This window comes from Sphingomonas sp. (assembly GCF_048595155.1).
In the GTDB taxonomy this organism is placed as follows: Bacteria; Pseudomonadota; Alphaproteobacteria; order Sphingomonadales; family Sphingomonadaceae; genus Sphingomonas_I.
Genome location: NZ_JBMDXN010000018.1, coordinates 1 through 22,844, shown reverse-complemented (window position 1 = coordinate 22,844; position 22,844 = coordinate 1). Strand labels below are relative to the sequence as shown.

Below are 22,844 nucleotides of genomic sequence, written 5' to 3'. Positions count from 1 at the left end.
CTTATCAGGCGTCGGCAGGTGAGCGGATGATGGCGAAACGGCGCAAACGATGGTGGCACCCGCTCCAGGAGATCGCGCTCGTTGTGGCGGTGCTGGTGCTCGCCATCCTGGCTCTTATGCTCATGCCGATCTGGCTTCCCCTCGAAACAAGAAAGAGGTCCCGTGACGAGCAACACAAGCGCGCATTAGTAGAGAAGTGGCCGTGCGGTTGGTGCTTAGCCCCGCTTGGCGAAGCCGCTCTATCGCGTGCCGACGCGCTGGAAGCGGCCGAATCCAAGGCTGAGCAGATCGGCAAGGATTGGATGGATGGATATACGCACAGCAGACGCATCCTCGCTGCCTGCTGCCCGCGTTGCGGCGCGGCGCACCGCTTTGCTCCCAAGGAAAACGCCTTCCTCCTGCTAATCCCGCGGCAAGTGGGCGATCGTTTCGGTGCGCTGCTGGAAGAAGCCGTGCCCGCCCCAACCTGCCGCATGGCCTGGCCATGGTTAAGGCCGTCCGTTGCCATGCATCGATTGCAGGTCACGCGGGATCCCATCGCGGCGATCGACGAACTTGATCAACCCGTAACTGGCGAGATCGAGCTGCCGCACGATGTCGACGTGGCGGCCATCGCCGAAGCCCTCCTCCGATCGGCCTGGCTGCCTGATCTCGGGCCTTCCGTACGCTGGCAGTGCGGGGCGGGTGCGGTGCCGCTGGAATTCGGAAAGGAGGCGGGCATGCCCTTTGTGCACCGATCGGAGGACATCCCACGGCGCGCGGACACGGTGACCCACGTCCACCTCGCTTATGCTTACGACCGTAATGATCATGGCCAGCGGGACGCCACCCACTGAGCAACAACGGCTATTCGGCCACCTGATCCGGGCTTATGCCGTACCTTTTGGCGAGCGGAGCAGGAACATGGCGCGATCCGGTCGGCGGCGCGGCACAGCCATCACGATTCAGTCGGTCGCGGAGCAGGCCGGCGTGTCGGCCATGACCGTATCCAACGTGATCAACGGCACCGGCAAGGTCGGCGCGGCGACGCGGGAGCGGGTGCGTGCCGCCATCGCGCAGCTCGGGTATGTGCCCAACGTGGCGGCGCGCGGGCTCGCCAGCGCCGGCATCGTCCGCGTCGGCCTGATCTACGACGAACCGCAGAGCCCGTTCGTCAGCGCGATGTTGATCGGCGCCTTGAACATGACCTCGGCTCGCGGCGTGCAGCTGATGATCCGCCGCCTCTCCGATTATTCCGTCACCGGCACCGCCGCCACCGCCAAGGCGCTCGTGCGCAGTGGCGCCAATGCCTTGCTGCTGATGCCCCCCTTCGCGGAATTGCTGAGCGGCCGGCCGATCGTCGGCGAGCTGAATGTCCCGCTCGCCGCGGTCGCGACCGGAGGCGCCCTGCCGGACGTCAGCACGGTGCGGATCGACGATTGCGCCGCAGCTTTCGCCATTACCGAACTGCTCATCCGCCATGGCCACCAGCGCATCGGTCTGATCGCCGGCCCCGATAATCATTCGGGCAGCGCCTTGCGCCGTGCGGGCTATCTCGCCGCCCTGCGCGCGCACGGACTGGCGACCGATCCTGTCCTGCAGACCCCCGGCAATTATCTGTTCGATGGGGGCATCAAGGGCGCGCGCGCTTTGCTGGATCTGCCGGAACCGCCGACCGCCATCTTTGCCAGCAACGACGACATGGCCGGCGGCGTCGTCTCGCTCGCACAGAGCCGCGGTCTGCGGATTCCCGAAGCGCTGGAAGTGGTGGGCTTCGATGACACGCCGATCTCGCGTCAGCTGTTTCCGGCCCTCACGACGATCCGCCAGCCGATCACGGAAATGGCCGAACAGGCGACGAGCGGCCTGATCGACGCGGTCAACACGCCCGATGCCGCGCCGCACGATACGGTGCTGGAATATGCTCTGGTGGAGCGTGCTTCGACCGGCTGTTGCGTTTAACGCTAAACCAACTTAGCCAACCTCTCACTGGCATGACCAGAAATAACAGAGAGGCTGAGCGATGCGCCGCGTACCATCTACGTCCCATGTCCGGACCCGACGATTCCCGACCCTGCTGCAAGGCGCCGCGATCGGCCTGGCCCTGGTCGCTGCCACCGCTGCCACTGCACGCACTCCCGAAACAACACCGCTGACGGATGCCGCGGTGCGTGCCCGGGCAGACGCGTTGCTGGCGCAGATGACGCCGGAGGAAAAAGCCGGCCAGCTCACCCAATATTTCGACTTCCCTGTTCCTGCTGAAGCCAAGCGCGTGGCGGATGAGGTGCGCGCGGGCCGGGCCGGATCGCTGCTGTTCCTCAGCGAACCCGATCAGATCAACCAGATGCAAAAGATCGCGGTCGAGCAAACCCGCCTCAAAATCCCGCTGCTGTTCGGCTTCGACGTCATCCACGGCCTCCGCACGATCATGCCGGTGCCGATCGCCATGGCGGCCACATGGGATCCCAAGCTCGTCGAAAAGGGTCAGGCGGTCGCGGCGGCGGAGGCGCGTTCGGTTGGCATCCACTGGGCCTTCGCGCCGATGGTGGATATTGCCCGCGATCCGCGCTGGGGCCGCATCGTCGAAGGCGCCGGTGAGGACGCCTATCTTGGCTCCGTGATGGCCGCCGCCCAGGTGCGCGGGTTCCAGGGCCCCAATATCGGCGCCGCCAATCATATCATCGCCGGGCCTAAGCATTTTGCCGGCTACGGTGCCGCCCTGGGCGGGCGCGACTATGACGAGGTCGACCTGTCCGACAACCAGTTGTGGAACACCTATTTGAAGCCGTTCAAGGCGGCGGTCGATGCCGGCGCGGGCAACATCATGAGCGCCTATATGGGCCTCAACGGTGTGCCCGCCTCCGGCAACCACTGGCTGTTGACCAAGGTGCTGCGCGACACATGGGGCTTTAAGGGCTTCGTCGTGACGGACGCCGGCGCCGCCCATGATCTCGCGACGCATGGCTATGCCCGCGACAATGCCGATGCCGGCGTCCGCGCGCTGACGGCCGGTGTCGACATGGAAATGGCGCCGCCGTTCGGCGAATCCGCCTACCGCACGCTTCCGGCGTCATTGGCGGCCGGGAAGGTGACGACCGCGCAGCTCGACGGCGCGGTACGGACGATCCTGGAAACCAAGATCCGCATGGGCCTGTTCGAACATCCCTATGCCGATGCCGGGAAGTCGGCGCGTATCCTTGCCGATCCTGCCCATCGCGAAACCGCGCGGATCGCGGCGGAGCGCTCGGCCGTGCTGCTGATCAACGACGACAAGCTGCTGCCGTTTGATCGCACGCGCGTTAAATCCCTCGCCGTTATCGGCCCACTCGCCGATGCCGCGCGCGACACGGTTGGACCGTGGGTATTCGCGCAGGACGACAAGGAGACGGTAACGGTACTGGCCGGCATCAAGGCCAAGGCCGGCCGCGATATTCGCGTCGACTACGCCCCCGGCGTGACCATGCCGGCGCGTCTCTTCCCCTCCATCTTCGATGCAGGCGTCGGCAAGGCGGCGCCGCGCCCCGATATTGACGACGCGACCGAAATCCCACGGGCGGTCGCGCTGGCCAGGTCAGCCGATGTCGCGGTGCTGGTCCTGGGCGAAGCGCAGAACATGATCGGCGAATTCGCATCCCGCTCATCGCTGGACTTGCCGGGTCGGCAGCAGGAATTGCTCGACGCGGTCATCGCCACCGGCAAGCCGGTGGTCGTCCTGCTGATGAGCGCGCGCCCGATCGATATGAAGGGCAGCAAGCCCACGGCGCTGATGAACATCTGGTATCCGGGAACGCAGGGCGGCACCGCGGTTGCGAACCTGTTGTTCGGCGACGCTGTTCCGGGCGGCAAGCTGCCCTTCACCTGGGCGCGCGACATCGGCCAGATCCCGCTGACCTATGCCCACCTGACGTCCCATCAGCCCGCCAACGCCGAGAAGCGTTATTGGAACGAGCCTAATTCGCCGCTTTTCCCGTTCGGCTATGGCCTGAGCTATTCCAGCTTCTCGTTCAGCAACCTCAAGGTGGCGCGGCCCAGCATCGCGCCCGGCGAAAGCGTGGATGTTACCGTCGACATGACCAACACCGGCCAGCGCACGGCCGACGATGTCGCGCAGCTCTATATCCATCAGCGCTTTGGCAGTTCGGCGCGGCCTGTCCGCGAGTTGAAAGGGTTTCAGCGGGTGACGCTGAAGCCGGGCGAAACGCGCTCGATCCGCTTCACCTTGTCCCCCGAAGAGCTACGCTACTGGACCGCATCGAGCGGCACCTGGGTTCAGGATGAGACGACCTTCGATGTCTGGGCAGGCGACAGCTCGGCGGCAACGCTGGCCGCGACGTTCGACGTCAAGAAGCCCTGACGGCCTTGAGGCGGATCATGCACGGCCCCCGCTGTGCATGATCCGCCTCGCCCCCTACCCGTTAGAAGGACGCACCGACCGAGAAGACGATGCGGCTTGAGGCAATCGAGCTGCCATTCTTATTCGAGCTGAAATTCGGCAGCAGATAGGCGGATTCGCGCTTGGTGATGTCGGTGTCGACATAAGCGATGCCCAGCACCACCGGCCCCAGCACATAATCGGCGCCGATCAGCCAGTCGAAATATTCGCCGGTCGGGGCGACACTGGTACCGTTCGGGCCGAGCCCCGGGTTACCGTGCGAATAGCCGATATGGGCTTTAGCCGTAATCGGCGTGCCCGGGATGCCGGCATTGGCGTCACCCCACAGATAGAGATTGTCCTTCTTCTGGCCGCGGCTGTTCGGCGTGTTGGAGAAATTGCCGAGCGCCTCCTGCTTGGGGGCATAGGCGACACCCGCGAGCAGGTTGAGCGGGCCGGCGGTGCCGGACAGCTTGGCATAAGGTTCGGCGAAGTCGGTGTTCGATGCGCCGCCCGGATACATATACCAGGTCAGACCGACATCCAGCGCACCCCCGCCGATCGGCGTCTTGAAGCCGCCGACCAGGTCCAACTCCATATTGGATCCGCCGAACGTCCCCCAGCCGGCGAGGTTCGATCCCCACACGGCCGCATAGAAGCCGGACGTGTGCGTCGCGGTGAGGCCGCCCTGAACGGCCATATGCTTGTCGCTTTGGGAGACACCGCGGAAACGGTAGTCGGACACCAGCCCGATGGAGCCCGACACCGTGATCGGTTTCGGCGCCTCCTGGCAGAGGCCGGGCGCAGCGCACAGGCCGGCGGCCAGCGCGAACAAAGTCTTCTTCATGGAGCTACCCCTTGTTGGTGGTGGCTCCTCCTGCATCCAGCCCGCCGAACCTGTACCATCGAAGATGGCCTGTGCGGTCGGACCGGATGCGGCAGATAGTGATCGGCAAAAACGTCCGGTTATTATCCCTTTTGTAAGGAAATGTTTCTGCCTCGACTTTAGCCCTTGATGCCTGGGAAGCGCCCCTCGGCGCCGGCAAGCGCAACCTGCATGCCCGCCGCCCGGCGGCGTTGCAGCCAATCGTTCAGCATCTCGGCACTGGTGTGGTCGATTGCCGTCACCCGGGCGAGATCCAGCGTTAGGCGGCTGTTCGGCGGCACCTCTTCCAACGTCCGCGTCAGCTTCGGCAAGCTCACAAAGGTGGCGGCGCCGTCCAGCGCGACATGGCTATTGGCTTCGCCATGCTGCGCATCAACCCGCAGGTTGAGCCGGCGCACATGCGGGATCAGTTCCAGCAAGGACAAGCCCAGACCCACCAGCACGCCCGTCAGCAAATCCTCCGTCACGACCGTCACGAGCGTCGCCGCCCAGATGATCGCGGGCAGGATGCCGTAATGACGGAACAGATGCGTTACGTGTGAGACGCTGACCAGCCGGAAGCCCGTCACCACCAGGATGCCGCCGAGTGCGGCCATCGGGATTTCCCGCAGCAACCAGGGCAGCAAGGCGACGAAGCCGAGGATCCAGATACCGTGCAGGATGGTCGACAGTCGCGTGGTCGCACCCGCCTGGACGTTGGCGGACGACCGCACGATCACGCCGGTCATCGGCAAGGCGCCAGCCGCACCGCAGAGCAGGTTACCAACGCCCTGCGCGCGCAATTCCTTGTCGTAATTGGTGCGGACACCGTCATGCATCTTGTCCACCGCAGCCGCCGACAACAGCGTCTCCGCGCTGGCAATGAAAGCGATGGCCAGCGCCGTGGCATAGATGGCCGGGTCGGCCAGCCGTGCCAGGAAGCCCTGATCCGGCACGTCGACCGCGCTGAAGATGTTGCTCGGAACCGCGACGCGCGTCACGTCCAGGCCCATGCCCCAGGCAACCAGCGTCGCCGTCGTCACACCGACAAGCGCGCCCGGCAGCAGGCGCATCGATGCCGGCCGGAACTTCTCCCAGGTCAGCATGGCCACGATCGTCAGCAGACCGATCGTGAAGGCGCGCTCGGCACCCGAAACGTCACCGGGATTGAGGCCCAGCAGACGGCCTGGCATGGCCATCAGGTTCGAAATACCGCTGGCAAGCGGCTTGGCGTCAAACAGGACGTGAAACTGGCCGACCACGATCAGCACGCCGATACCAGCGAGCATACCGTGCACGACTGCGGGGGAAATGGCGCGGAACCATCCGCCCAGCTTCAGCATGCCGGCCACGAACTGGATCAGGCCGGCCAGCGCGAGAATGGGTCCTAGCGCAGACAGGCCCTGATCGCGCACGATCTCGAACACGATCACAGCCAGGCCAGCGGCAGGGCCGCTGACCTGGAGCGGCGATCCCGCCAGCATGCCGACGACGATGCCGCCGATAATGCCCGTTATAAGGCCCTTCTCCGGCGGCACGCCCGAAGCGATCGCAATGCCCATGCACAAGGGCATGGCCACCAGGAACACGACGATGGAGGCGGTGAAGTCGCGCGTGACCGCGCCACCCTTCAGCCGCTCAGTGAGGGCGGCCATCATTCCGCTGCCACCGCATAGGAATCGAAGGCAACGGCGGTCCGACGCTCGGCACGCAGTGCGACCGGCAGCGGATCTTCCTCGCGCAGCGGGACGAATTTGCCCGTATCGCCATCCAGTCCGCTGATCTGGCCGGCATGAATGTCGACAAACCAGCCATGCAGCGAGATTTCGCCGCGGGCGATGCCGGCCGCGACGCTGGGATGCGTCCGCAGATGGGCAAGCTGTGCCACCACATTCTCAAGGCTGATCGCACGGACGAGATCGCCGTTGGACAGTTCGGGATAGGCATCCCGCACAACCTGGCTGGCCGCGCCGCTGTGGCGCAACCAAGCGGCAACGTTGGGCATATCCTTGGCAAGATGCGGCTCGGCGACCGCCTTCATCGCGCCGCAGTCGGAATGACCGCAGACGATGATGTCCCGTACGCCAAGCGCCTGCACGGCATATTCCACCGTGGAGGACACGCCGCCATTCATGGTCGCGAAAGGAGGGACGATGTTGCCGGCGTTGCGGCAGACGAACAGGTCGCCTGGCTCAGCCTGCATCACATGTTCCGGTACGATGCGTGAATCCGCGCAGGAAATCATCAGGGCCTTCGGCGCCTGACCTCGGCTGGCAAGCTTGCTGTAAAGCTCGCTGCGGATGGGATAGACGTCCTTCTCGAACCGAAGGACACGCCCGATCAGTTCGTTCATACAATATACTCCCTTCGAGAGCCGCCAACGGACGGCTTCATGGAAGAGAGGTAAGGTCCGGATTTTGCTGCGTCCCCGCGTGAATGTAACGAAGTTTTGCTGGCGAACGATTTAGCGCAGCGGGACCCTCAACTCGGCGTGCAGGCCACCTTCCGGACGATTGGAGAGGTTCAACTCCCCGCCCTCGATCTTCGCCAACCGGATCACGATTGCGAGGCCCAGTCCCAGCCCGGTGGTGTTGCGGCCGCGGGCGGGATCCAACCGCGTGAAGGGATGCAGCACCTCCGCCATCATCTCCTCGGGAATGCCCGGTCCGTCATCGTCAACCCAGATGACCAAGGTCCGCCCCTCTCCGCGCGCGCCCACGCGAGCGCTGCCGCCATATTGCAGCGCATTCTGCACCAGATTGCCGATCGCGCGCTTCATGCCACCTGGTCGCACCATGGCCTCCAGATGGTCCTCACCGACATAGGTCGCGTCCTCTCCACGATCGACCGCATCGTCGACGATCGTTGCGGCCATCACCGCGACGTCGGTCCGTACCGGCGTTTCCGGATCCTCATCCCCGCCCAGGAACGCCAGCAAGGAAACGACCATCGCCTCCATCTCGGTTACATCCGCCTCGAACGCACGGCGTAGCGCCGGATCCGCGACCAGTTCGGCGCGCAATTGCAGGCGCGACAGCGGGGTACGAAGGTCGTGGCCAACCGCTGCGAGCGCCTCGGTCCGATCGTTGATCAGCTGTTGGATACGCGTCTGCATGGCGTTGAAAGCGCGGATCACGTGACGTACCTCGGTCGGCCCGGCCTCGGGCAAGGTCACGCCGCTGCTGCGCCCGATCCGGTCGGCGGCGCCGGCCAGCATCTTCATCGGCCGCAACGTGTGACGGAATAACAGCGCACCGATGATAAGCAGCGCAGCAGACGGCCACAGCACCAGGAATATACGATGCCAGCCCGGCTGCCCGTCTCCCGCGGGCTCGAAGGCGCGGAAGCGCATCCAGGTGCCGTCATTCAACCGCAGCGCGCCGGACAATTGCGCCTTGCGCCCGATCGGCACCGTTTCGACGCGCAGATCGCTATCGGCCAGGCTTCTTTCCCAATCGATCACACGGCGATAGGCTTCGTCCTGTTCCGCTGGCCGGGGCGGCTGCATGGTGGTCGAGCCTGCCCAGTGGACGTCGTATCGGTCGGTGGTCAGCCGGGACGCCAGCGCCGGCCGTGCCGACGGATCCTGATCGGACAGCAGCTTGCGCGCGATCACCAGATGCTCGGCCAGCCGATGCGCTTCGTCGCTGCGGATCAGTGCCCGGCTGGACCGTTCGTAGAGGATCGTGCTTGCGACGAACTCGATGGCCAGGGTCAGCAACAAGATTGCCAGCAAGCGTCCCAGCAAGCCGACCGAAAGACCACCGCGCAACTTCAACTCCGCGTTACCGCCGCATTCAACATGTAACCGACGCCGCGCACCGTGATGATGGGCGCCTCCTTGCCGGAGCTCGACAATTTCCGCCGCAGGCGGCTGACCAGCACGTCCACCGATCGATCCGAACTGTCGCCCATGCGCGTGCGCGACAATTCGATCAGCCGTTCGCGGGCGATGATGCGCTGCGCATTGTCGACCAGCGCGACCAGCAGGTCGAATTCCGCTCCGGTAAGGTCGATCGCACCGCCGCTTGGCGACAATAATTCGCGACGCGGCAACGACAGGGTGAAGCCATCAAATTCGGCCAGCCCCTGATCGCGCTCCGTCCGGCGATCCTCGGCTGATCCCCTGCGCAAGACGGCGCGAACCCGGGCGATCAGCTCGCGCGTCCCGAACGGTTTCGGCAGATAATCGTCAGCGCCCAGCTCCAGGCCGATCACGCGGTCGGTTTCGCTGCCCTTGGCGCTGATGAAGATGATCGGAACGTCACTCTCGCGCCGCAGGGCACGGCACAGATCGATCCCGCTCGTCCCGGGCAACATGATGTCCAACAACACCAGGTCGATCTGACCGGTCTCCATCGCCCGCCACATTTCTGGTGCGGTCGCACAAGGGCGGACAATGTAGCCATTTTCCTGAAGCGTGCGGGCGGTGAGGCTGCGCAGGGCGGGATCGTCCTCCACCAGCACGATGACGGGTGAGGTCATGGTCGCGTTCCCCCGCTACGGCCGTAAGCAACAAGCAACATAAGCTCCTTCTTTCTCCCGCCGCCCGTCTCTAGCGCCCCGCGTAAAGACCGCATCGGGCCAATCGGGTCCAGACATACTTTCTTACAATCGCGGCAAGTGGCGGAAAATCCCGCCGCCTATCTTGGGCTCATCAGGCAATCCCGCCTGGATGGAGTTTCGTTGTGACCCGCACTTTGCTGATTGCCGCTTGCGCGCTCGTCCTGCCGGCTTCGTCGGCCTTTGCCCAGCTTGTCCCCGCCGGCTCCGGCGCGCTCGCTGGCCGCAGCCCACAGGTATCGTATCGCACGGCGGATGCCGCTGCCGCAACCTGCGGCAAGACCATGCACAGCCTGCCGGCTGGCAAGCTGCCCGTCTATGGCGCCCATGCGCTGCCGAAGGCGCCGTGCAGTTCGGTCGAGCTGGCCCGCGCCGACGCCGGTGCGGTTGCCGCACAATCCACCGCGCGCGACTGAACGCGCGTCATCCCCAGGATATCGTCGTATGCGTAAGCTGATCCTTGCCGGCCTGGTGGCCGTGGCCGTCCCCGGGGCGGCCCTGGCAGATCGGCAGCCGCCCAAGAAGCTGCTGGCAATGTCGCCCGACGCCTTCCAGGCGGCGACGACAGTGCAGGACGATCCGCTGGAATTTCATGCCACCCTCTCGACGCAGAAGGCCCATCGTGAAGGTTGGGGGCTCTTCCGACTGGACGGGCATGACAATCACCTCCGCGCAATCGTGGACAAGCGAACCGGCGCCACCACCTATGAGGTGCGCACGAAGGTTCGCTATTACGGTTCGCAGCGGGCCTATCGTTCGGCGCATTTCATAACCCCGGCGGGGCTGCAGACGGCCCCACTGACACTGCAGCTCGACGCCCAGGATCCCTGTGCGACCAACGACAACAACAATAATTTCAATTGTGCGCTGACCAAGACGATCGCCTTCGAGCTGGACGAGGCCGCGGTGCGTGCCATCGCTGCTCAATATCGGCCCGATCGTCGGCATAGCTGGGCCTTCAAGCTGAAGGACGACAATGGTGCCGACATTCGCACCGCGATCGTTCCGGCCGAAGCCGCTGGCTTGCTCCGCGCAGTCGACGATTATCGTGCATCCCGGCCGTTGCAGGTCGCCGCCCCTGGCGGCCACCATGCAATGGGCATGATGGCGGTCACGGATGGCGGATAGGCCCCCCTTCCGCCGCGTCCGGCTGGCTTTTAGCTGGCCGGGCGCAAACTTTGATGGGGCTGCGCGCCGGTCGGTGCGCAGCCCCATTTGCTTTCAAAGTGGTAACCGATAGCTGCCCGTGACCGTAAAGGTCGCGCTGGCGCCGCCGGACGCGGTACCGGGCTGGCCACCGCCAACGCTCACGCGATAGGTGCCGGGCGTGACCAGTCGTTGTCCGGCCGCATTCACGCTCGACAGATCTCGCGGATCCAGATCGAAATGCACCTGCTTGCTTGCACCCGGCTCCAGAGTGACACGGGTAAAGCCGCGCAAGGCGCGGACCGGAATGCCGGGTGCATCGGGGAAGCTCAGATAGAGCTGAACCACTTCGTCCCCCGCGACCTTGCCATCGTTACGCACCGTCGCGTCGATGCCGATTTGCTCCCCGGCTTTCACGCTAAGGCGCGTCGGCGCCGTTTTGTCGTAGCTGAAGCGCGTATAGCTCAGGCCGTGGCCGAATGGATAAAGCGGCTTGCCTGTGAAATAGCGATAGGTCCGTTGGGCCATCGCATAGTCGGTGAACGGCGGCAGCTGGTCGACGCCGGTGTAGAAGGTGACCGGCAGCTTGCCGGACGGATTGTTCGCGCCGGACAGCGTCTGGGCGATGGCTGTGCCGCCCTCTTGGCCGGGATACCACGCCTCTAGGATCGCATTGGCATGCTGCGCGGCCCAATTCACGGACAAAGCCGATCCGTTCATCAGCACCACGATCAGCGGCTTACCCGTTTCCTTGACCGCCTTCAGCACGTTTTCCTCGTCCGCGGGCATGTCCAGGCTGGTGCGATCCCCACCCTTGAAGCCGGGGATATTGACGGTCATTTCCTCGCCTTCCAGCGCGGAGGTGATGCCCGCGATCCCGATGACGAGATCGGCACTCCGGGCTGCGGCGACGGCGCGGGCCAGGGCGTCCTTGCGTATCTCGTTCCAGACGAAACGCGGCGGGAAACGGCTGGGGCTCTGTTCGATCCGAACCTGATGCGGCTCGCCCTTGCGCAGGGTCAGCTCGACCAGATTGGGGCCTCTTTGCTGGGCGCCGCTATTGTCCGCGACCAGCTTGTCGTCGATCCACAATTTGGCCGACCGCCCGTCAATGCCAATCCGATAGGTTGCGTCCGCGGGCGCGGTAACGCTGCCCGTCCAGCGGACGGACACGGTCGCGGCGTCGGGCAAAGCCGCGGGCGCATTGCGTTCGAACGCAACCCTGGGATCGATCCGCGTCAAAGCCGGCGCGCCGGAGAAATCGCCGTTGCGCCAATATTCTCCCTTCATTCCGGGCTGACCGTCCGGGGTGCGGAGCGCGCTCGTCGGGATGGGTTCCGCCAGGCGCAGGAAGTCGGTGCCGGGCTCGAACACGATCTGCGCGTCCGGAAATTCCGCACGGATCCCGTCGAGGGCGGAGATCGGGCGCAACGGCTGGCCATGATAATTGCCTAGCAGGACCTCCGTCTGATCGGCCAAGGGCCCGACTACCGCGATACGCCGGATCGCCGCTCGCTTCAGCGGCAGCACGCCATCATTTTTCAGCAGCACCATCGACTCCCGCGCCAGTTTCAGCGCGAGTGCGCGGTGTGCGTCGGAATTGAGGAGCGTATCCGGGATCTGCGCGTAGGGAACCGATGCAGGCGGGTCGAACAGGCCAAGCCTCATGCGAACGGTGAACAACCGCCGCAGGGATTGATCAACGGCGGATTGGGGCAGTAGCCCTCGCTGCATGGCCTCGCGATACGGGTCGTAATCGGATGTCGGTCCGGGCTTGCGTCCATATTCGGTACAGTCATTATCGACGCCAAGCTTCATCGACACCGCCGCCGCTTCCGCCACCGTCTTGGTATAATGGTGGCCGCGCTCGATATCCGCGATGGAATCGCAATCGGATACGACATGGCCCTTGAAGCCCCACGCGTCGCGCAGCCGATCCTTGAGCAGAAACTCGTTGGCGCAGGCGGGTTGGCCGTTGACGGCGTTATAGGCGCACATCACCGATTCCACTTTCCCGTCGACCACCAGTTCGCGGAATGCGGGAAGGTAGGTGTCCTCCATGTCATGGAGGCTGACCGTGATATTGTCGCTATGGCGGCCCGGCTCAGGGCCGCTATGCACCGCATAATGTTTGGCGGTGGCTGAAACGCGATAGTAGCGCGGATCATCGCCCTGCATGCCGCGCACGAACGCCACGCCCAGCTTGCCGGTCAGGAACGGATCCTCGCCATAGGTCTCCTGGCCGCGGCCCCAGCGCGGATCGCGGAAGATGTTGATGTTCGGCGACCAGAAGGTCAGCCCCTGCATGATCTTGTGCGTACCGCCCGCACGCTCGATCATATTCCACTTCACCCGCCCCTCGTCGCCGATCGCGGCGCCCATTTGCTGGATCGTGGCAGGGTCGAATGTTGCGGCGAGCCCGATCGGCTCCGGAAAGACGGTGGCGTAGCCGTTGTTGGCGACACCGTGCAGCGCTTCACTCCACCAATCATACTCCGGAATGCCCAGCCGCGGGACAGCGCGCGCCTGATTGACCAGTTGCGACGCTTTCTCCTCCAGCGTCAGCCGCGCGACCAGATCGTCCACCCGCTGCGCGATCGGCAGGGCGGGATTTTTGAACGGCATGTCCGACGTGGCCGCCCGCGCGGATGAGACTATCGCGGCCAAGCCCACCGATCCCAGCAATATCCTGCGCATATCGTTCCCCTGTTTCCTTGTGATTATCGGCTGCGCGCGGTGGCGATCGCGCCGGGCCGGGCATCGAAGGTGATCGGTTCGCCTGCCGTCAGACTATGCCCGTCGAAGCGATACGGCTCGATCTGCTTGTTGTACGAACATTGCAGCAACAGCAGCGTCTCATCCGCGCGCCAGACGGCGCCCTGACACCACCGCCCCGTCCGCGTTTCCGCGACGGGCATCAGGCGATCGCCCATCGCGCGATAGACTGTCATGCGGCCATGATCATGGAAGGCCGGGGATCGCGTCGGCAAAGTCGATCCGTTATTGACGGTGACCTGCAGATAGCGCCCGCTGGGGGACAGGCCGACATGTTCCGGCGTGACGCCCGTATCGATCTGCCCGACCATGCGGCCCGCCTTGAGATCGACGATCCCGATCGATCCGGGCCGCGGCCCCGGGGCTGCAGCAGGCGCCCGCCCGACGAGGTGGCTGACATAGGCAATCTGCGTCTTCGGATTGATCGCCAGGCTGTAAGGCGCGGCACCGATCGCAATCGGCGACCCCGGTAGCAGCTGCAGTCCGGCCACGGTGAACCGCAGCAGCCGATTGGTGCCCTGCGCCACCACGTAAGCGGTCCGACCGGCGTCTGCGAACCCCACATCAACCGGGCGGCTTTTCGGATCCAGTGCGATCGTGCCGACAGGCGTCAGACGGCCCCGCGCCAAGGCGAAAACGGACAGGCTGTCCGCGTTGGTATTGGCAATCAGCACCAGCTTACCATTCGGGCTGATCGCGATGCCGGCGGCGCCGGCACCGGCATGGAGCGTCTGGATCAGGCGCGGCGTATTTGGTCGGCGCAGATCGACGACAGAGACAAGATCGGCCGGCTCGGGCGTGCCGCCTGCATTCAGCATCTGGCCGGCGGTAATGATCGCCAGGCGGCTATCCGCGGTCAGCGCGACTGTTCCCGGCGGCCCGACCACGGTTCCTGGAACCGGCAGAGTGGCGAGCGTTCGTGCGCCGGCCGGCCCGATGCGGAGCACCGCAATCGCGTCTGCCGTGCGTGGAGCATCAGGCTGATCGGCGGGCACGACCTTGCCATCGTTGGCGGATAGGGCGATCTGCGCCGGCAGAGCCGCGCCCGGCAGCGCCAAGATCAGCGCCGCACAGAGAAAGCGTGGCGTCATCGGCGGCAGCTCCCGGCGGCGGTCATGGTCATGGTCGATCGCCCAGGATCAGCGCGTCGCGGCCGACGGCGGCGATATTGCTGTGGCCCGTGAGCGCCATCGCCACCAGCAGCTCCTGGCGCAGCATGTCCAGCATGCGCGTCACCCCCGCGCCGCCGCGCGCGCCCAAGGCGAAGGCCCAGGCCCGGCCGATCAGCACGCCCTGGGCGCCAAGCGCGAGCGCGCGCAGGATGTCGATCCCGGAGCGTACGCCGCCATCCATCAGCACCTCCAACCTGCCCTGGACCGCGTCGACCACCGCCGGCAAAGCCGCGATCGTCGAGGGCGCGCCATCCAGCTGGCGGCCGCCGTGGTTGGACACGACGATCCCGTCCGCACCGACATCGACGGCATGGCGCGCATCCTCGGGATCGAGGATGCCCTTCAAGACCAGCCGGCCCTTCCACCGATCCTTGATCCAGGCGAGGTCATCCCAGCTGATCGAGGGATCGAAATTGCGCGACACCCAGGCGGTGAATTGCGCGAGGCCGGCGCCATCCGGCATCGCCGCCGCGAAATTACCCAGCACATGCGGCCGCCCGCGGACGCCGACATCCCAGGCCCAATCCGGATGGCGCAGGATCTCGAAGGCGCGCTTTAGCCGGGCGCCAATCCCCTGATCCCCGGTCAGGCTGGAGCGCATGTCGCGATAGCGCGGGCTGTGGATGATCAGATCGACCGTCATCACCAAAGTCTCGACCCCGGCGGCGCGTGCGCGATCGAGCATGGCTTCCATGAAGCCGCGATCCTTGATCATGTAGAGCTGGAAGATCAGCGGCGCGCCGACGTTCGACGCCACCTCCTCGATCCCGCAACAGGCGGATGCGGATAGGATGAAGGGTACGCCGGCCGCCTCAGCCGCGCGCGCCGCCTGCACTTCGCCACGCCGGGCGTAGAGACCGGCCAGACCGATCGGGGCGAGCGCGAGCGGCAGTGCCGCGTGCCGACCCAGGATCTGCGTGCCCAGGTCGATGCGCGACACGTCCCGCAGGACGCGCTGACGCAGCTCCAGCCGCTCGAAATCGGCCACGTTGCGCCGCATCGTGGCCTCGGCATAGGAACCGCCATCGATATAATCGAACAGGAATCGCGGCAGCCGGCGCGCTGCCAGCCGCCGAAAATCCTCCACGCAGGCGGGCGTCATCGCTCAGTCCGTGGCGAAATTATGCAGGATGACAGGACGCGGATTGAACGGAATGCGGGTCGAGATGGGCGCATCCGGGGCGTTGGAGGGGCGATGCCAGCGCCCCTTCTGGGCGGTGACGATGTCGCCCTGGTCGGCTTCGAAGAAGGGATATCCTTCGATCTGATAGCCGATCTTGCCTTCCATCACGTACCAGAATTCGGTCCAGTCGACGTGAAAATGGCCCTTGTTGGTGGCCGGCGCGACCGGCTGCGCCTTGCCGCGCAGGATGTTGGACGTGAAGTGATCGTCCCACACGAACTTGCCGTTATAGGGCTTGTCGCTGTTCCCGATCTGCTTCCAGAAATCGACATAGATGGGGTTGGTATCGCGATCCTTGGCCGGCCCGGGCGATCCCGTGACCTTCACATAAGTCCGTCCGGGATAAGGATCGGGGCTCTCATCCGCAGGATAGAGCGGCGGCGAGCCGGCCTGGCGGACCTCGAAACGCAGCGATGGGCGGTCACCAACGGTTTCGATCGAGTAGAAATGGCGGAAGGGTACGTTGACCATGAAGCCCTTGGTCGCGACGAACGGCTCCACCCCGTCGATCGAAACGCGCATCGATCCGTCCTGGACGATCCAAACGACACGATCGTCGGCATACATTTTGCGCTTGGTTTTCTTGCCCACTCCCAGCGAGATATAGTCCGCATCCTGCTCCGGATTGCGGATGATCGGCTGCACCCAATCGCTCTTGCCGTGATGCGCCGCGAGGATTTCGGACAGCTTCCAATGAACCTTGTTGGGGGTGCTATACGGCGTCGGCTTGGACGGTTTGGCCGACCAATAACCCTCCGCCAGCTTGGGCGCGGTCACCGGCATCGGATCTTCCCGGCCGGCAAATTGCGCGCCGGCAGAGGCCGTAAGCATGACTGCGAGCAGTGCCGAACCCGTCAAACCAAGTGCAAAATGCCTGTTCATTGAGGCCTCTCCTGTCCATTTCTGTTGTGATTTCAGCGTGTTTTCACGTGCTATCGGGTGTCCGTGAACCCCGACAAAGGTGGGTGGAAAGGCTCGCCGGCGGGCAGAAATGCGATCGGGATGTCGCGAACGAAGCCGCCCAACCAGTTCGCCACCAGCTGCATCGGGCTGTCTTCCGTGCCCATATGACCAAGAAATATGATCCCGCGCGGGTGGCCCAGCGTCGTCATGTCCGCCGCGAACGCGCTCTGATCCATCGTCGGCAGCGTGCCGGCACTCCCTTCCGCCGACTCTCCGCCCACGATGGCATCGACATCGGGCAGCGACGGCAGGCTGGGGAAGGCGTAGCCGACGCCTACCGCCACCTTGCGCACAATCATATCGGGATCGCCGACGACACGGTGCGAGTGCGTACCGGTGCGGCCTGCGGCATAGCGCGCCAATGCCCGCAGCGTCATCGGCTTCGGCAAGGTGACGATCGGCATGCGCGGCGCCGGCACGATCGGGTCCGCAACCCAGCCGAGCGCGCGCAGCTGACCGGCAAACAAGGGGTCCGGCCGCATACGGTGGGCCAGATCGTGGTTGCGCCAGATGATCAGCTTATTGCGATCGATGAAGGCTTTCTTCGCGAGATAGATCGGATCGTCGCCGAGGAAATCGACGATGTCATTGTCGCGGAACCACGTATCCTCGTGCGTGATGATGAAGTTCCGGCGCTCCGCCACCGCCCGCCGCAGCACGCGAAAGGTTGCCATGCCGGTCGTGGCGATGCCCGTAATCCGCGCGTCGGGATCGCCGATCTTGAACGTGTCGCGCCGCGACGGCGCGGGCGCGGGCGGCGTGCCTTCCTCCGCAGCCTTGCGGTAGATCAGATCGACCAGTTCGCGCGGGGTCATGCCTGCACCCGCCAGAAAGGATCGCCGCGCATCGCATGATGCTGCCGCAGCGTTGGAAAAGCCTGCTTCAATGCAAGCCCACAGCGTTCGAGGAAGGGCTGTTCGGACAAGATACGACCGGTGGAAACCAACGCCTTGGGCATGCCCGCTTCGGCGCTGTCATGGACATATTCGACCAATTCCCATTCGCGCATATCGCCGGTGAGCAGCGCATCGGCATGGCGCAGCGCCTGGGTGGTGCGGACGACTTCGGCCGTGCCCGGCGCGAGCAAGACGGAGGAGAGGCGCATGGCGGGATCGCCGATGAACCTCAGCCCGCCATTCGCGCCCAGCCGCGCATGGGCCAGGGCAATCAGCTGGGCGAGCGTCAATCCCGGCGGTCGGTAGATGGCGGCACGGCTGCTCCGGTCACGATAGGCGCCCCAGCCCAGCCGCGCCGCCAGCGCTTCGGCAGCAGGTGCACCGTCATCGCGAGGCGTGAGTCGATAGACGGTAAGATGATGGTCGGCGATGAAGGCCTGTTTGGCACGAAATGCAGGGCTATCGTGCAGGGCGTCGATCGCGCTTCGCGCCATGGCGGCAAAGGGACCGGTGGCCGCCGCAGGATCAGCCGGCTTGCCGTAAAACGGGCTTTCCGCACTGAGGATGAGCGAACAGCCGGCAGCGACAGCCGTTAGCAGGGCGGAGAGGCTTGGGTCGCTGAGCAATGCGATCGCCCGGACCGGACCGTCGACAGCGCCCGCGAGGCGCTCTGATGTCGCCAGTCCATCGAGGGCGGCGACGACAGCCTGCGGGGACGCGATCCGCGCAAACTGCGCCCTTGTCGGCGCACCAAGGCCGGTCGCGACAAGAGCCGGCGCACCCTTCAGGCACAGCTGCCGGCGACTGAACATCGTCATGGGTGCTCCCGGACAGGGCCGTCCGCGCGATCGAAATAGCGGGCAGCGAAGCGTAGAAAATACGGCCAATTGGGCTTGGGTGTGTGGCCATATTCGTGCTGGCGAAAACCGATATCACCGACGCCCAAATAGACCCCCACCGGCGGCAGGCTTTGCGTTTCCAGCCCCCTGCGGCCCAGCAACGTCCAGGCGGGGCTTGCCGCTACAGCCGCCTTGAACATGCCTGGCGTGTCGGTCCAGGCGTCACCCGGCACTGCACTGGGCGGCGACAGCATGAGCACGCCGCCACCGATGAAGAGCGGACGCGGCGCGACCATGGCGATCAATTCGTGCGCGTCCACCGGCAGATCCGCGGCGCTGTGGCCGACCGCAGCCAGCTTGAGGAAATTGCCCGCGAACCAGTGGAATTCGTTGGCGGCGGCGAGGTTGGGAATGCCTTCCCCATAGTTCCGCTGGTATAGGGTTGCGCCGCCCGCGCCTGACGAACTGATATAACCGATCGCGAAGCGTTGATCATAAGCCAGCGTTACCAAGGCCGCCTTGCCGTAGCGGGAGTGGCCGAAGATGGCGACGCGCCGGGCGTCGATGTCCGGATCGGTTGCGAGATAGTCGAGGCCCCGCCCTGCGCCCCAGGCCCAGGCGCGCAATGCGCCCCAATCGCTGAGGCTGCGCGGCCGCCCCTGATTGGCCAGGCCGATGATGCCCTGGGTCAGGCCTGCCGCATTGTCGGCCTGGACCGAACCTGGATCGAGCACCACCACGGCCCAACCCCTGGCGATGATCTGTTCGCGTTCGCTCGGGCCCGCGGGCTCGCTGATGCCGAAGGCGCTCAGCGGACGCGGGTGCGGATCCGTCGAGCCGAACAGCATGACAGCCGGAACGTGCCTGCCGCGCGCGGCGACCGGGACGGTGACCGTCATCGCGATATCGACGTTGATGGCCGGCGCGGCGCGATTGTCGACATGCCCGACCAGCGTGCGGGTCTCGACCTGGACGCCGCCCACCACGTCCCGCGCCGTTCCCGTCACACGCCAGCGCACGCGCGGGAGGTGCTGCGGCTGCACGCCATAGAGGTGCGCGTCGATCAGGCGCGCAATTTCCGGCCGTCGCAGCTTCCACCACAGAGCCGGGCTGGTCACGTCCCGACCATTCTGGGCCGTCAACAAGGGCGGCAGATCGGGGAATGGACTGGCCTTGGCTTCGTCGAAATTAGCAAAGTCAGGCGCGTGTGGGTCGCGCGCCGACACGGTCGGCCGCAAGCTGTGGATGCCGAGCAGGTCCAATTCGCGTGCCCGCTCCGCCTGCGACGCCGCTTCGATCCGCGCCCGCGCCGGATCGACCGGCGGCCGGGTTTGCGCCGCTAGCGACGCGGGAAGCAGCACCGCAATCAGTGCGGCATGCAGCGGACGACCGACCCCCATCCTGCCCCCCTGGCGCGCGGCTAGGCCAACCGGCTCTCGAGCGCGTCCTGCTCCTGCATCAGCGGAAGCGGGACATCATCGCCCAAGGAACCGAGGAAGGCGGCGCTCAACGCCGCTTCCTGCCGCCAGACATCATGATCGACATCCAGCAGGATGTGCAGCTGGTCCGCCGTCAGGTCGAGGCCACTCAGATCCAGATCGGCGGCATCGGGCACATGGCCGATCGGTGTCGATCGCGCGTCGGCTGCGCCTTCGATGCGGTCCACAATCCATTTGAGAATGCGCGCATTGTCACCAAAGCCCGGCCAGACAAACCGTCCATCCGGCCCCTTGCGGAACCAATTGACCAGATAGATGCGGGGCAGCTGACGCGCATCCGATGCCGCGGCGCTGCCGAGCCGCAGCCAGTGGCGGAAGTAATCGCTGATATTGTAGCCGCAGAAAGGAAGCATCGCGAACGGATCGCGCCGCAACGCGCCAATGCTATTCTCCGCCGCAGCCGTCCCTTCGGAGGCGATATTGGCGGCGAGGTAGACGCCGTGCTGCCAGGACAGGGCTTCCGTCACCAGCGGCACCGCCGAGGCGCGGCGGCCGCCGAAGAGCAGTGCGGAGATCGGCACACCTTCCGGCGCATCCCATTCCGACGCGATGGAAGGGCATTGCCCGGCAGGCACGGTGAAACGCGCATTGGGGTGGGCGGCGGGTGTGCCCAGTTCCGGAGACCACGCGCGGCCCTGCCAATCGGTCAGACCGTCCGGCGGCACGTCGGTCAGCCCTTCCCACCAGACATCGCCGTCGGCGGTCAGCGCGGTGTTGGTGAAGATGCAATTGCCTGTCAGCGTCTCCACCGCATTATGGTTGGTCTTCGGGCCGGTACCGGGCGCCACACCGAAGAAACCGGCTTCGGGATTGATCGCATAGAGCCGGCCATCCTGGCCGAAGCGCATCCAGGCGATGTCGTCGCCGATGGTTTCGGCTTTCCAGCCCGGGATCGTTGGCTCCAGCATCGCCATGTTGGTCTTGCCGCAGGCGCTGGGGAAGGCCGCAGCGATATAATGGACACGGCCTTCGGGTGAGGTCAGCTTGAGGATGAGCATATGCTCGGCCAGCCAGCCCTCGTCGCGTGCCATGACGGAGGCGATGCGCAGCGCGAGGCATTTCTTGCCGAGCAGCGCGTTGCCGCCGTAGCCCGAGCCATAGGACCAAATCTCCCGCGTTTCGGGAAAATGGACGATCCATTTTTCCTCATTGCAGGGCCAGGGCACATCGCCGAGGCCGTCGATCAGCGGCATGCCGACCGAGTGGACGCAGCGCACGAAGAAGCCATCATCACCCAGCATATCGAGCGCGGGCTGGCCCATCCGCGCCATGATCCGCATCGACAAGACGACGTAGGGACTGTCGGTGATTTCGACGCCGATCATGCTTTTGTCGGAGCCGAGCGGCCCCATGCAGAAGGGCACGACATACATGGTCCGACCGCGCATCGCGCCGGCGAAGAGGCGATCCAGATGGGCGCGGGTGCTGGCGGGCGCGCGCCAATTGTTGGTCGGGCCGGCATCTTCTTGCCGTTCCGAGCAGATGAAGGTGCGGCTTTCGACCCGGGCGACGTCGCGGGGATCGGAGCGCGCGTAGAAACTGTTGGGGCGCTTGGCGGGATCGAGCTGCACCAATGTGCCGCTCGCCACCAATTGTTGGGTGAGTTCGGACCATTCGGCATCCGATCCGTCGCACCAGCGGACATGGTCGGGCTGACATTGGGCGGCCAGTTCGTCGACCCATGCGATCAGCGCCTGGTGCCGTGTCGGCAGATTGGGGGGCTGGAAATTATACACCTGCACTCTCCGCTACGAAGAACCTGCTTATACTCCCGCTAAAAAGCTGCCGCCCGCACTATGCGAGCGGCAGAGACGGGAGAGCGTTAGAATTTGGCCCGCAAGCCGATTGAAATGACGCGTCCAATTGGGTTGGAAACGAAGCCGTTATAGCCCCAGGCACCGCCGAGGATGCCGTTGGTGTTGCCGTTGTAGAAAGGCGGATCCTTGTCGAAGAGGTTCTGCGTATCGACATAGACCTGCCAGCCGCGCAGGAAATTCTCGCCCTGGAACTCATATTGCAGGTGCAGGTCGAACGTGTTGCCGGCCTTGACCCGATCGCCGCCGCCGGTCGGGTTGCCGACGCTATTCACCGTGATCGGGGTCACGGTCGTGCTGATCCAGTTGCGATAGGGACCGACATGGTTCCAGAAGAGGTCGGCGGAGAAACCGCTCATCTCCCAGCCGAGTTGCGCGCGGTTCTTGAACCGCACCGACGGGAAGGTCGTGTTGTAGCCGGACGTGTTCAGAATGCTGAAATCGGTGCCGCCACCGAAATTCTGGATGAACTTGGTGAAGTAGGTGAAGGCAGTGCCGACCGTGAAGCGACCGAGATCGCCGATGGTACGCTGATAGGTGAACTGACCGTCAATGCCTTCCACCGTCAGGTTGAGCGCATTGCGCGAGCTTTGATCGAGCAGGTAATAGACGTCCGGCGGCACCGCGCCGGAAATGGTGGCGCCGTTAGCGATATTGGCGAATTCGTTGATCTGCGCATCGCTGCACCTTTGCGGGCAGATCGTCAGCAACGGCCGCAATCCGGCCGAATTGACGATGGCGCTGGGGCTCGGCGAGCTGACACCGCCGATGAACTTGT

18 protein-coding genes and 1 pseudogene are annotated in these 22,844 nt (G+C 65.0%); 5 read left to right on the top strand and 14 right to left on the bottom strand.

The window, feature by feature from the left end; all coding sequences use genetic code 11:
* Window positions 1–83 precede the first annotated feature (83 nt).
* The 3 genes from ACOJSI_RS03545 to bglX all read left to right on the top strand — a co-directional run bounded on the left by ACOJSI_RS03545 (window position 84) and on the right by bglX (window position 4,333).
* On the top strand, window positions 84–836 hold the full coding sequence (locus tag ACOJSI_RS03545; protein ID WP_420136882.1) for a hypothetical protein: 753 nt from the start codon (window positions 84–86) through the stop codon (window positions 834–836).
* A 67-nt stretch (window positions 837–903) separates the two neighbouring features.
* Window positions 904–1,941 (top strand): LacI family DNA-binding transcriptional regulator, encoded by a 1,038-nt coding sequence (locus ACOJSI_RS03540; protein ID WP_420136881.1) that lies wholly within the window; start codon window positions 904–906, stop codon window positions 1,939–1,941.
* Window positions 1,942–2,002: 61 nt separating this feature from the next.
* Complete coding sequence (gene bglX, locus ACOJSI_RS03535; protein WP_420136880.1) at window positions 2,003–4,333, top strand: beta-glucosidase BglX; 2,331 nt, start codon at window positions 2,003–2,005, stop codon at window positions 4,331–4,333.
* 61 nt (window positions 4,334–4,394) lie between these two features.
* Here the strand turns inward: bglX and ACOJSI_RS03530 are convergent, their stop codons facing one another.
* From ACOJSI_RS03530 to ACOJSI_RS03510, 5 genes are all read right to left on the bottom strand, one after another.
* The gene (locus ACOJSI_RS03530) at window positions 4,395–5,198 is read right to left on the bottom strand and encodes a TorF family putative porin (RefSeq protein WP_420136879.1); all 804 of its coding nucleotides are present in this window, start codon (window positions 5,196–5,198) and stop codon (window positions 4,395–4,397) included.
* 158 nt (window positions 5,199–5,356) lie between these two features.
* Window positions 5,357–6,871, bottom strand: a complete 1,515-nt coding sequence (locus ACOJSI_RS03525) for a SulP family inorganic anion transporter (RefSeq protein ID WP_420136878.1) — start codon at window positions 6,869–6,871, stop codon at window positions 5,357–5,359.
* Window positions 6,871–7,569, bottom strand: a complete 699-nt coding sequence (locus ACOJSI_RS03520) for a carbonic anhydrase (RefSeq protein WP_420136877.1) — start codon at window positions 7,567–7,569, stop codon at window positions 6,871–6,873. The genes ACOJSI_RS03525 and ACOJSI_RS03520 overlap by 1 nt, the downstream gene beginning before the upstream one ends.
* Before the next feature lie 111 nt (window positions 7,570–7,680).
* A complete protein-coding gene (locus ACOJSI_RS03515; RefSeq protein ID WP_420136876.1) occupies window positions 7,681–8,994 on the bottom strand; it encodes an ATP-binding protein in 1,314 nt (437 codons plus the stop codon).
* Entirely contained in the window at window positions 8,991–9,701 is a 711-nt protein-coding gene (locus ACOJSI_RS03510; protein ID WP_420136875.1) for a response regulator, read from the bottom strand. The genes ACOJSI_RS03515 and ACOJSI_RS03510 overlap by 4 nt, the downstream gene beginning before the upstream one ends.
* Window positions 9,702–9,904: 203 nt before the next feature.
* On the opposite strand from ACOJSI_RS03510, the gene ACOJSI_RS03505 reads away from it, so the two are divergent.
* Window positions 9,905–10,195: a hypothetical protein gene (locus tag ACOJSI_RS03505; protein WP_420136874.1), complete on the top strand. Its 291-nt coding sequence runs from the start codon at window positions 9,905–9,907 to the stop codon at window positions 10,193–10,195.
* Between the two features lie 28 nt (window positions 10,196–10,223).
* Complete coding sequence (locus tag ACOJSI_RS03500) at window positions 10,224–10,907, top strand: hypothetical protein (protein ID WP_420136873.1); 684 nt, start codon at window positions 10,224–10,226, stop codon at window positions 10,905–10,907.
* Window positions 10,908–11,000: 93 nt separating this feature from the next.
* Here the strand turns inward: ACOJSI_RS03500 and ACOJSI_RS03495 are convergent, their stop codons facing one another.
* The 9 genes and pseudogenes from ACOJSI_RS03495 to ACOJSI_RS03455 all read right to left on the bottom strand — a co-directional run.
* Complete coding sequence (locus ACOJSI_RS03495; protein WP_420136872.1) at window positions 11,001–13,622, bottom strand: glycoside hydrolase family 3 C-terminal domain-containing protein; 2,622 nt, start codon at window positions 13,620–13,622, stop codon at window positions 11,001–11,003.
* 23 nt (window positions 13,623–13,645) lie between these two features.
* The gene (locus ACOJSI_RS03490; RefSeq protein WP_420136871.1) at window positions 13,646–14,791 is read right to left on the bottom strand and encodes a YncE family protein; all 1,146 of its coding nucleotides are present in this window, start codon (window positions 14,789–14,791) and stop codon (window positions 13,646–13,648) included.
* 28 nt (window positions 14,792–14,819) lie between these two features.
* The gene (locus ACOJSI_RS03485) at window positions 14,820–15,974 is read right to left on the bottom strand and encodes an L-lactate dehydrogenase (RefSeq protein WP_420136870.1); all 1,155 of its coding nucleotides are present in this window, start codon (window positions 15,972–15,974) and stop codon (window positions 14,820–14,822) included.
* A 3-nt stretch (window positions 15,975–15,977) separates the two neighbouring features.
* Entirely contained in the window at window positions 15,978–16,937 is a 960-nt protein-coding gene (locus ACOJSI_RS03480) for a cupin domain-containing protein (protein WP_420136869.1), read from the bottom strand.
* A 50-nt stretch (window positions 16,938–16,987) separates the two neighbouring features.
* A complete protein-coding gene (locus tag ACOJSI_RS03475) occupies window positions 16,988–17,833 on the bottom strand; it encodes a Nif3-like dinuclear metal center hexameric protein (RefSeq protein ID WP_420136868.1) in 846 nt (281 codons plus the stop codon).
* Window positions 17,830–18,732, bottom strand: coding sequence for a hypothetical protein (locus ACOJSI_RS03470; protein ID WP_420136867.1), 903 nt, complete (start codon window positions 18,730–18,732; stop codon window positions 17,830–17,832). The genes ACOJSI_RS03475 and ACOJSI_RS03470 overlap by 4 nt, the downstream gene beginning before the upstream one ends.
* Window positions 18,729–20,153, bottom strand: coding sequence for an alpha/beta hydrolase family protein (locus ACOJSI_RS03465; RefSeq protein WP_420136866.1), 1,425 nt, complete (start codon window positions 20,151–20,153; stop codon window positions 18,729–18,731). Before ACOJSI_RS03465 ends, ACOJSI_RS03470 begins: the two co-directional genes overlap by 4 nt.
* Before the next feature lie 20 nt (window positions 20,154–20,173).
* Window positions 20,174–21,988, bottom strand: a complete 1,815-nt coding sequence (locus tag ACOJSI_RS03460; RefSeq protein ID WP_420136865.1) for a phosphoenolpyruvate carboxykinase (GTP) — start codon at window positions 21,986–21,988, stop codon at window positions 20,174–20,176.
* A gap of 86 nt (window positions 21,989–22,074) precedes the next feature.
* A pseudogene (locus ACOJSI_RS03455) lies at window positions 22,075–22,844 on the bottom strand (TonB-dependent receptor); the annotation flags it as partial.

Excerpts from the sequence above, each read along its gene's own strand:
- ACOJSI_RS03475 (WP_420136868.1), bottom strand. The coding sequence starts at position 17,833 with ATGACCCCGCGCGAACTGGTCGATCTGATCTACCGCAAGGCTGCGGAG.
- ACOJSI_RS03480 (WP_420136869.1), bottom strand. The coding sequence starts at position 16,937 with ATGAACAGGCATTTTGCACTTGGTTTGACGGGTTCGGCACTGCTCGCA.
- ACOJSI_RS03500 (WP_420136873.1), top strand. The coding sequence starts at position 10,224 with ATGCGTAAGCTGATCCTTGCCGGCCTGGTGGCCGTGGCCGTCCCCGGG.
- ACOJSI_RS03520 (WP_420136877.1), bottom strand. The coding sequence starts at position 7,569 with ATGAACGAACTGATCGGGCGTGTCCTTCGGTTCGAGAAGGACGTCTAT.
- ACOJSI_RS03465 (WP_420136866.1), bottom strand. The coding sequence starts at position 20,153 with ATGGGGGTCGGTCGTCCGCTGCATGCCGCACTGATTGCGGTGCTGCTT.
- ACOJSI_RS03525 (WP_420136878.1), bottom strand. The coding sequence starts at position 6,871 with ATGGCCGCCCTCACTGAGCGGCTGAAGGGTGGCGCGGTCACGCGCGAC.
- ACOJSI_RS03490 (WP_420136871.1), bottom strand. The coding sequence starts at position 14,791 with ATGACGCCACGCTTTCTCTGTGCGGCGCTGATCTTGGCGCTGCCGGGC.
- ACOJSI_RS03470 (WP_420136867.1), bottom strand. The coding sequence starts at position 18,732 with ATGACGATGTTCAGTCGCCGGCAGCTGTGCCTGAAGGGTGCGCCGGCT.
- ACOJSI_RS03495 (WP_420136872.1), bottom strand. The coding sequence starts at position 13,622 with ATGCGCAGGATATTGCTGGGATCGGTGGGCTTGGCCGCGATAGTCTCA.
- ACOJSI_RS03485 (WP_420136870.1), bottom strand. The coding sequence starts at position 15,974 with ATGACGCCCGCCTGCGTGGAGGATTTTCGGCGGCTGGCAGCGCGCCGG.
- bglX (WP_420136880.1), top strand. The coding sequence starts at position 2,003 with ATGCGCCGCGTACCATCTACGTCCCATGTCCGGACCCGACGATTCCCG.
- ACOJSI_RS03510 (WP_420136875.1), bottom strand. The coding sequence starts at position 9,701 with ATGACCTCACCCGTCATCGTGCTGGTGGAGGACGATCCCGCCCTGCGC.
- ACOJSI_RS03530 (WP_420136879.1), bottom strand. The coding sequence starts at position 5,198 with ATGAAGAAGACTTTGTTCGCGCTGGCCGCCGGCCTGTGCGCTGCGCCC.
- ACOJSI_RS03540 (WP_420136881.1), top strand. The coding sequence starts at position 904 with ATGGCGCGATCCGGTCGGCGGCGCGGCACAGCCATCACGATTCAGTCG.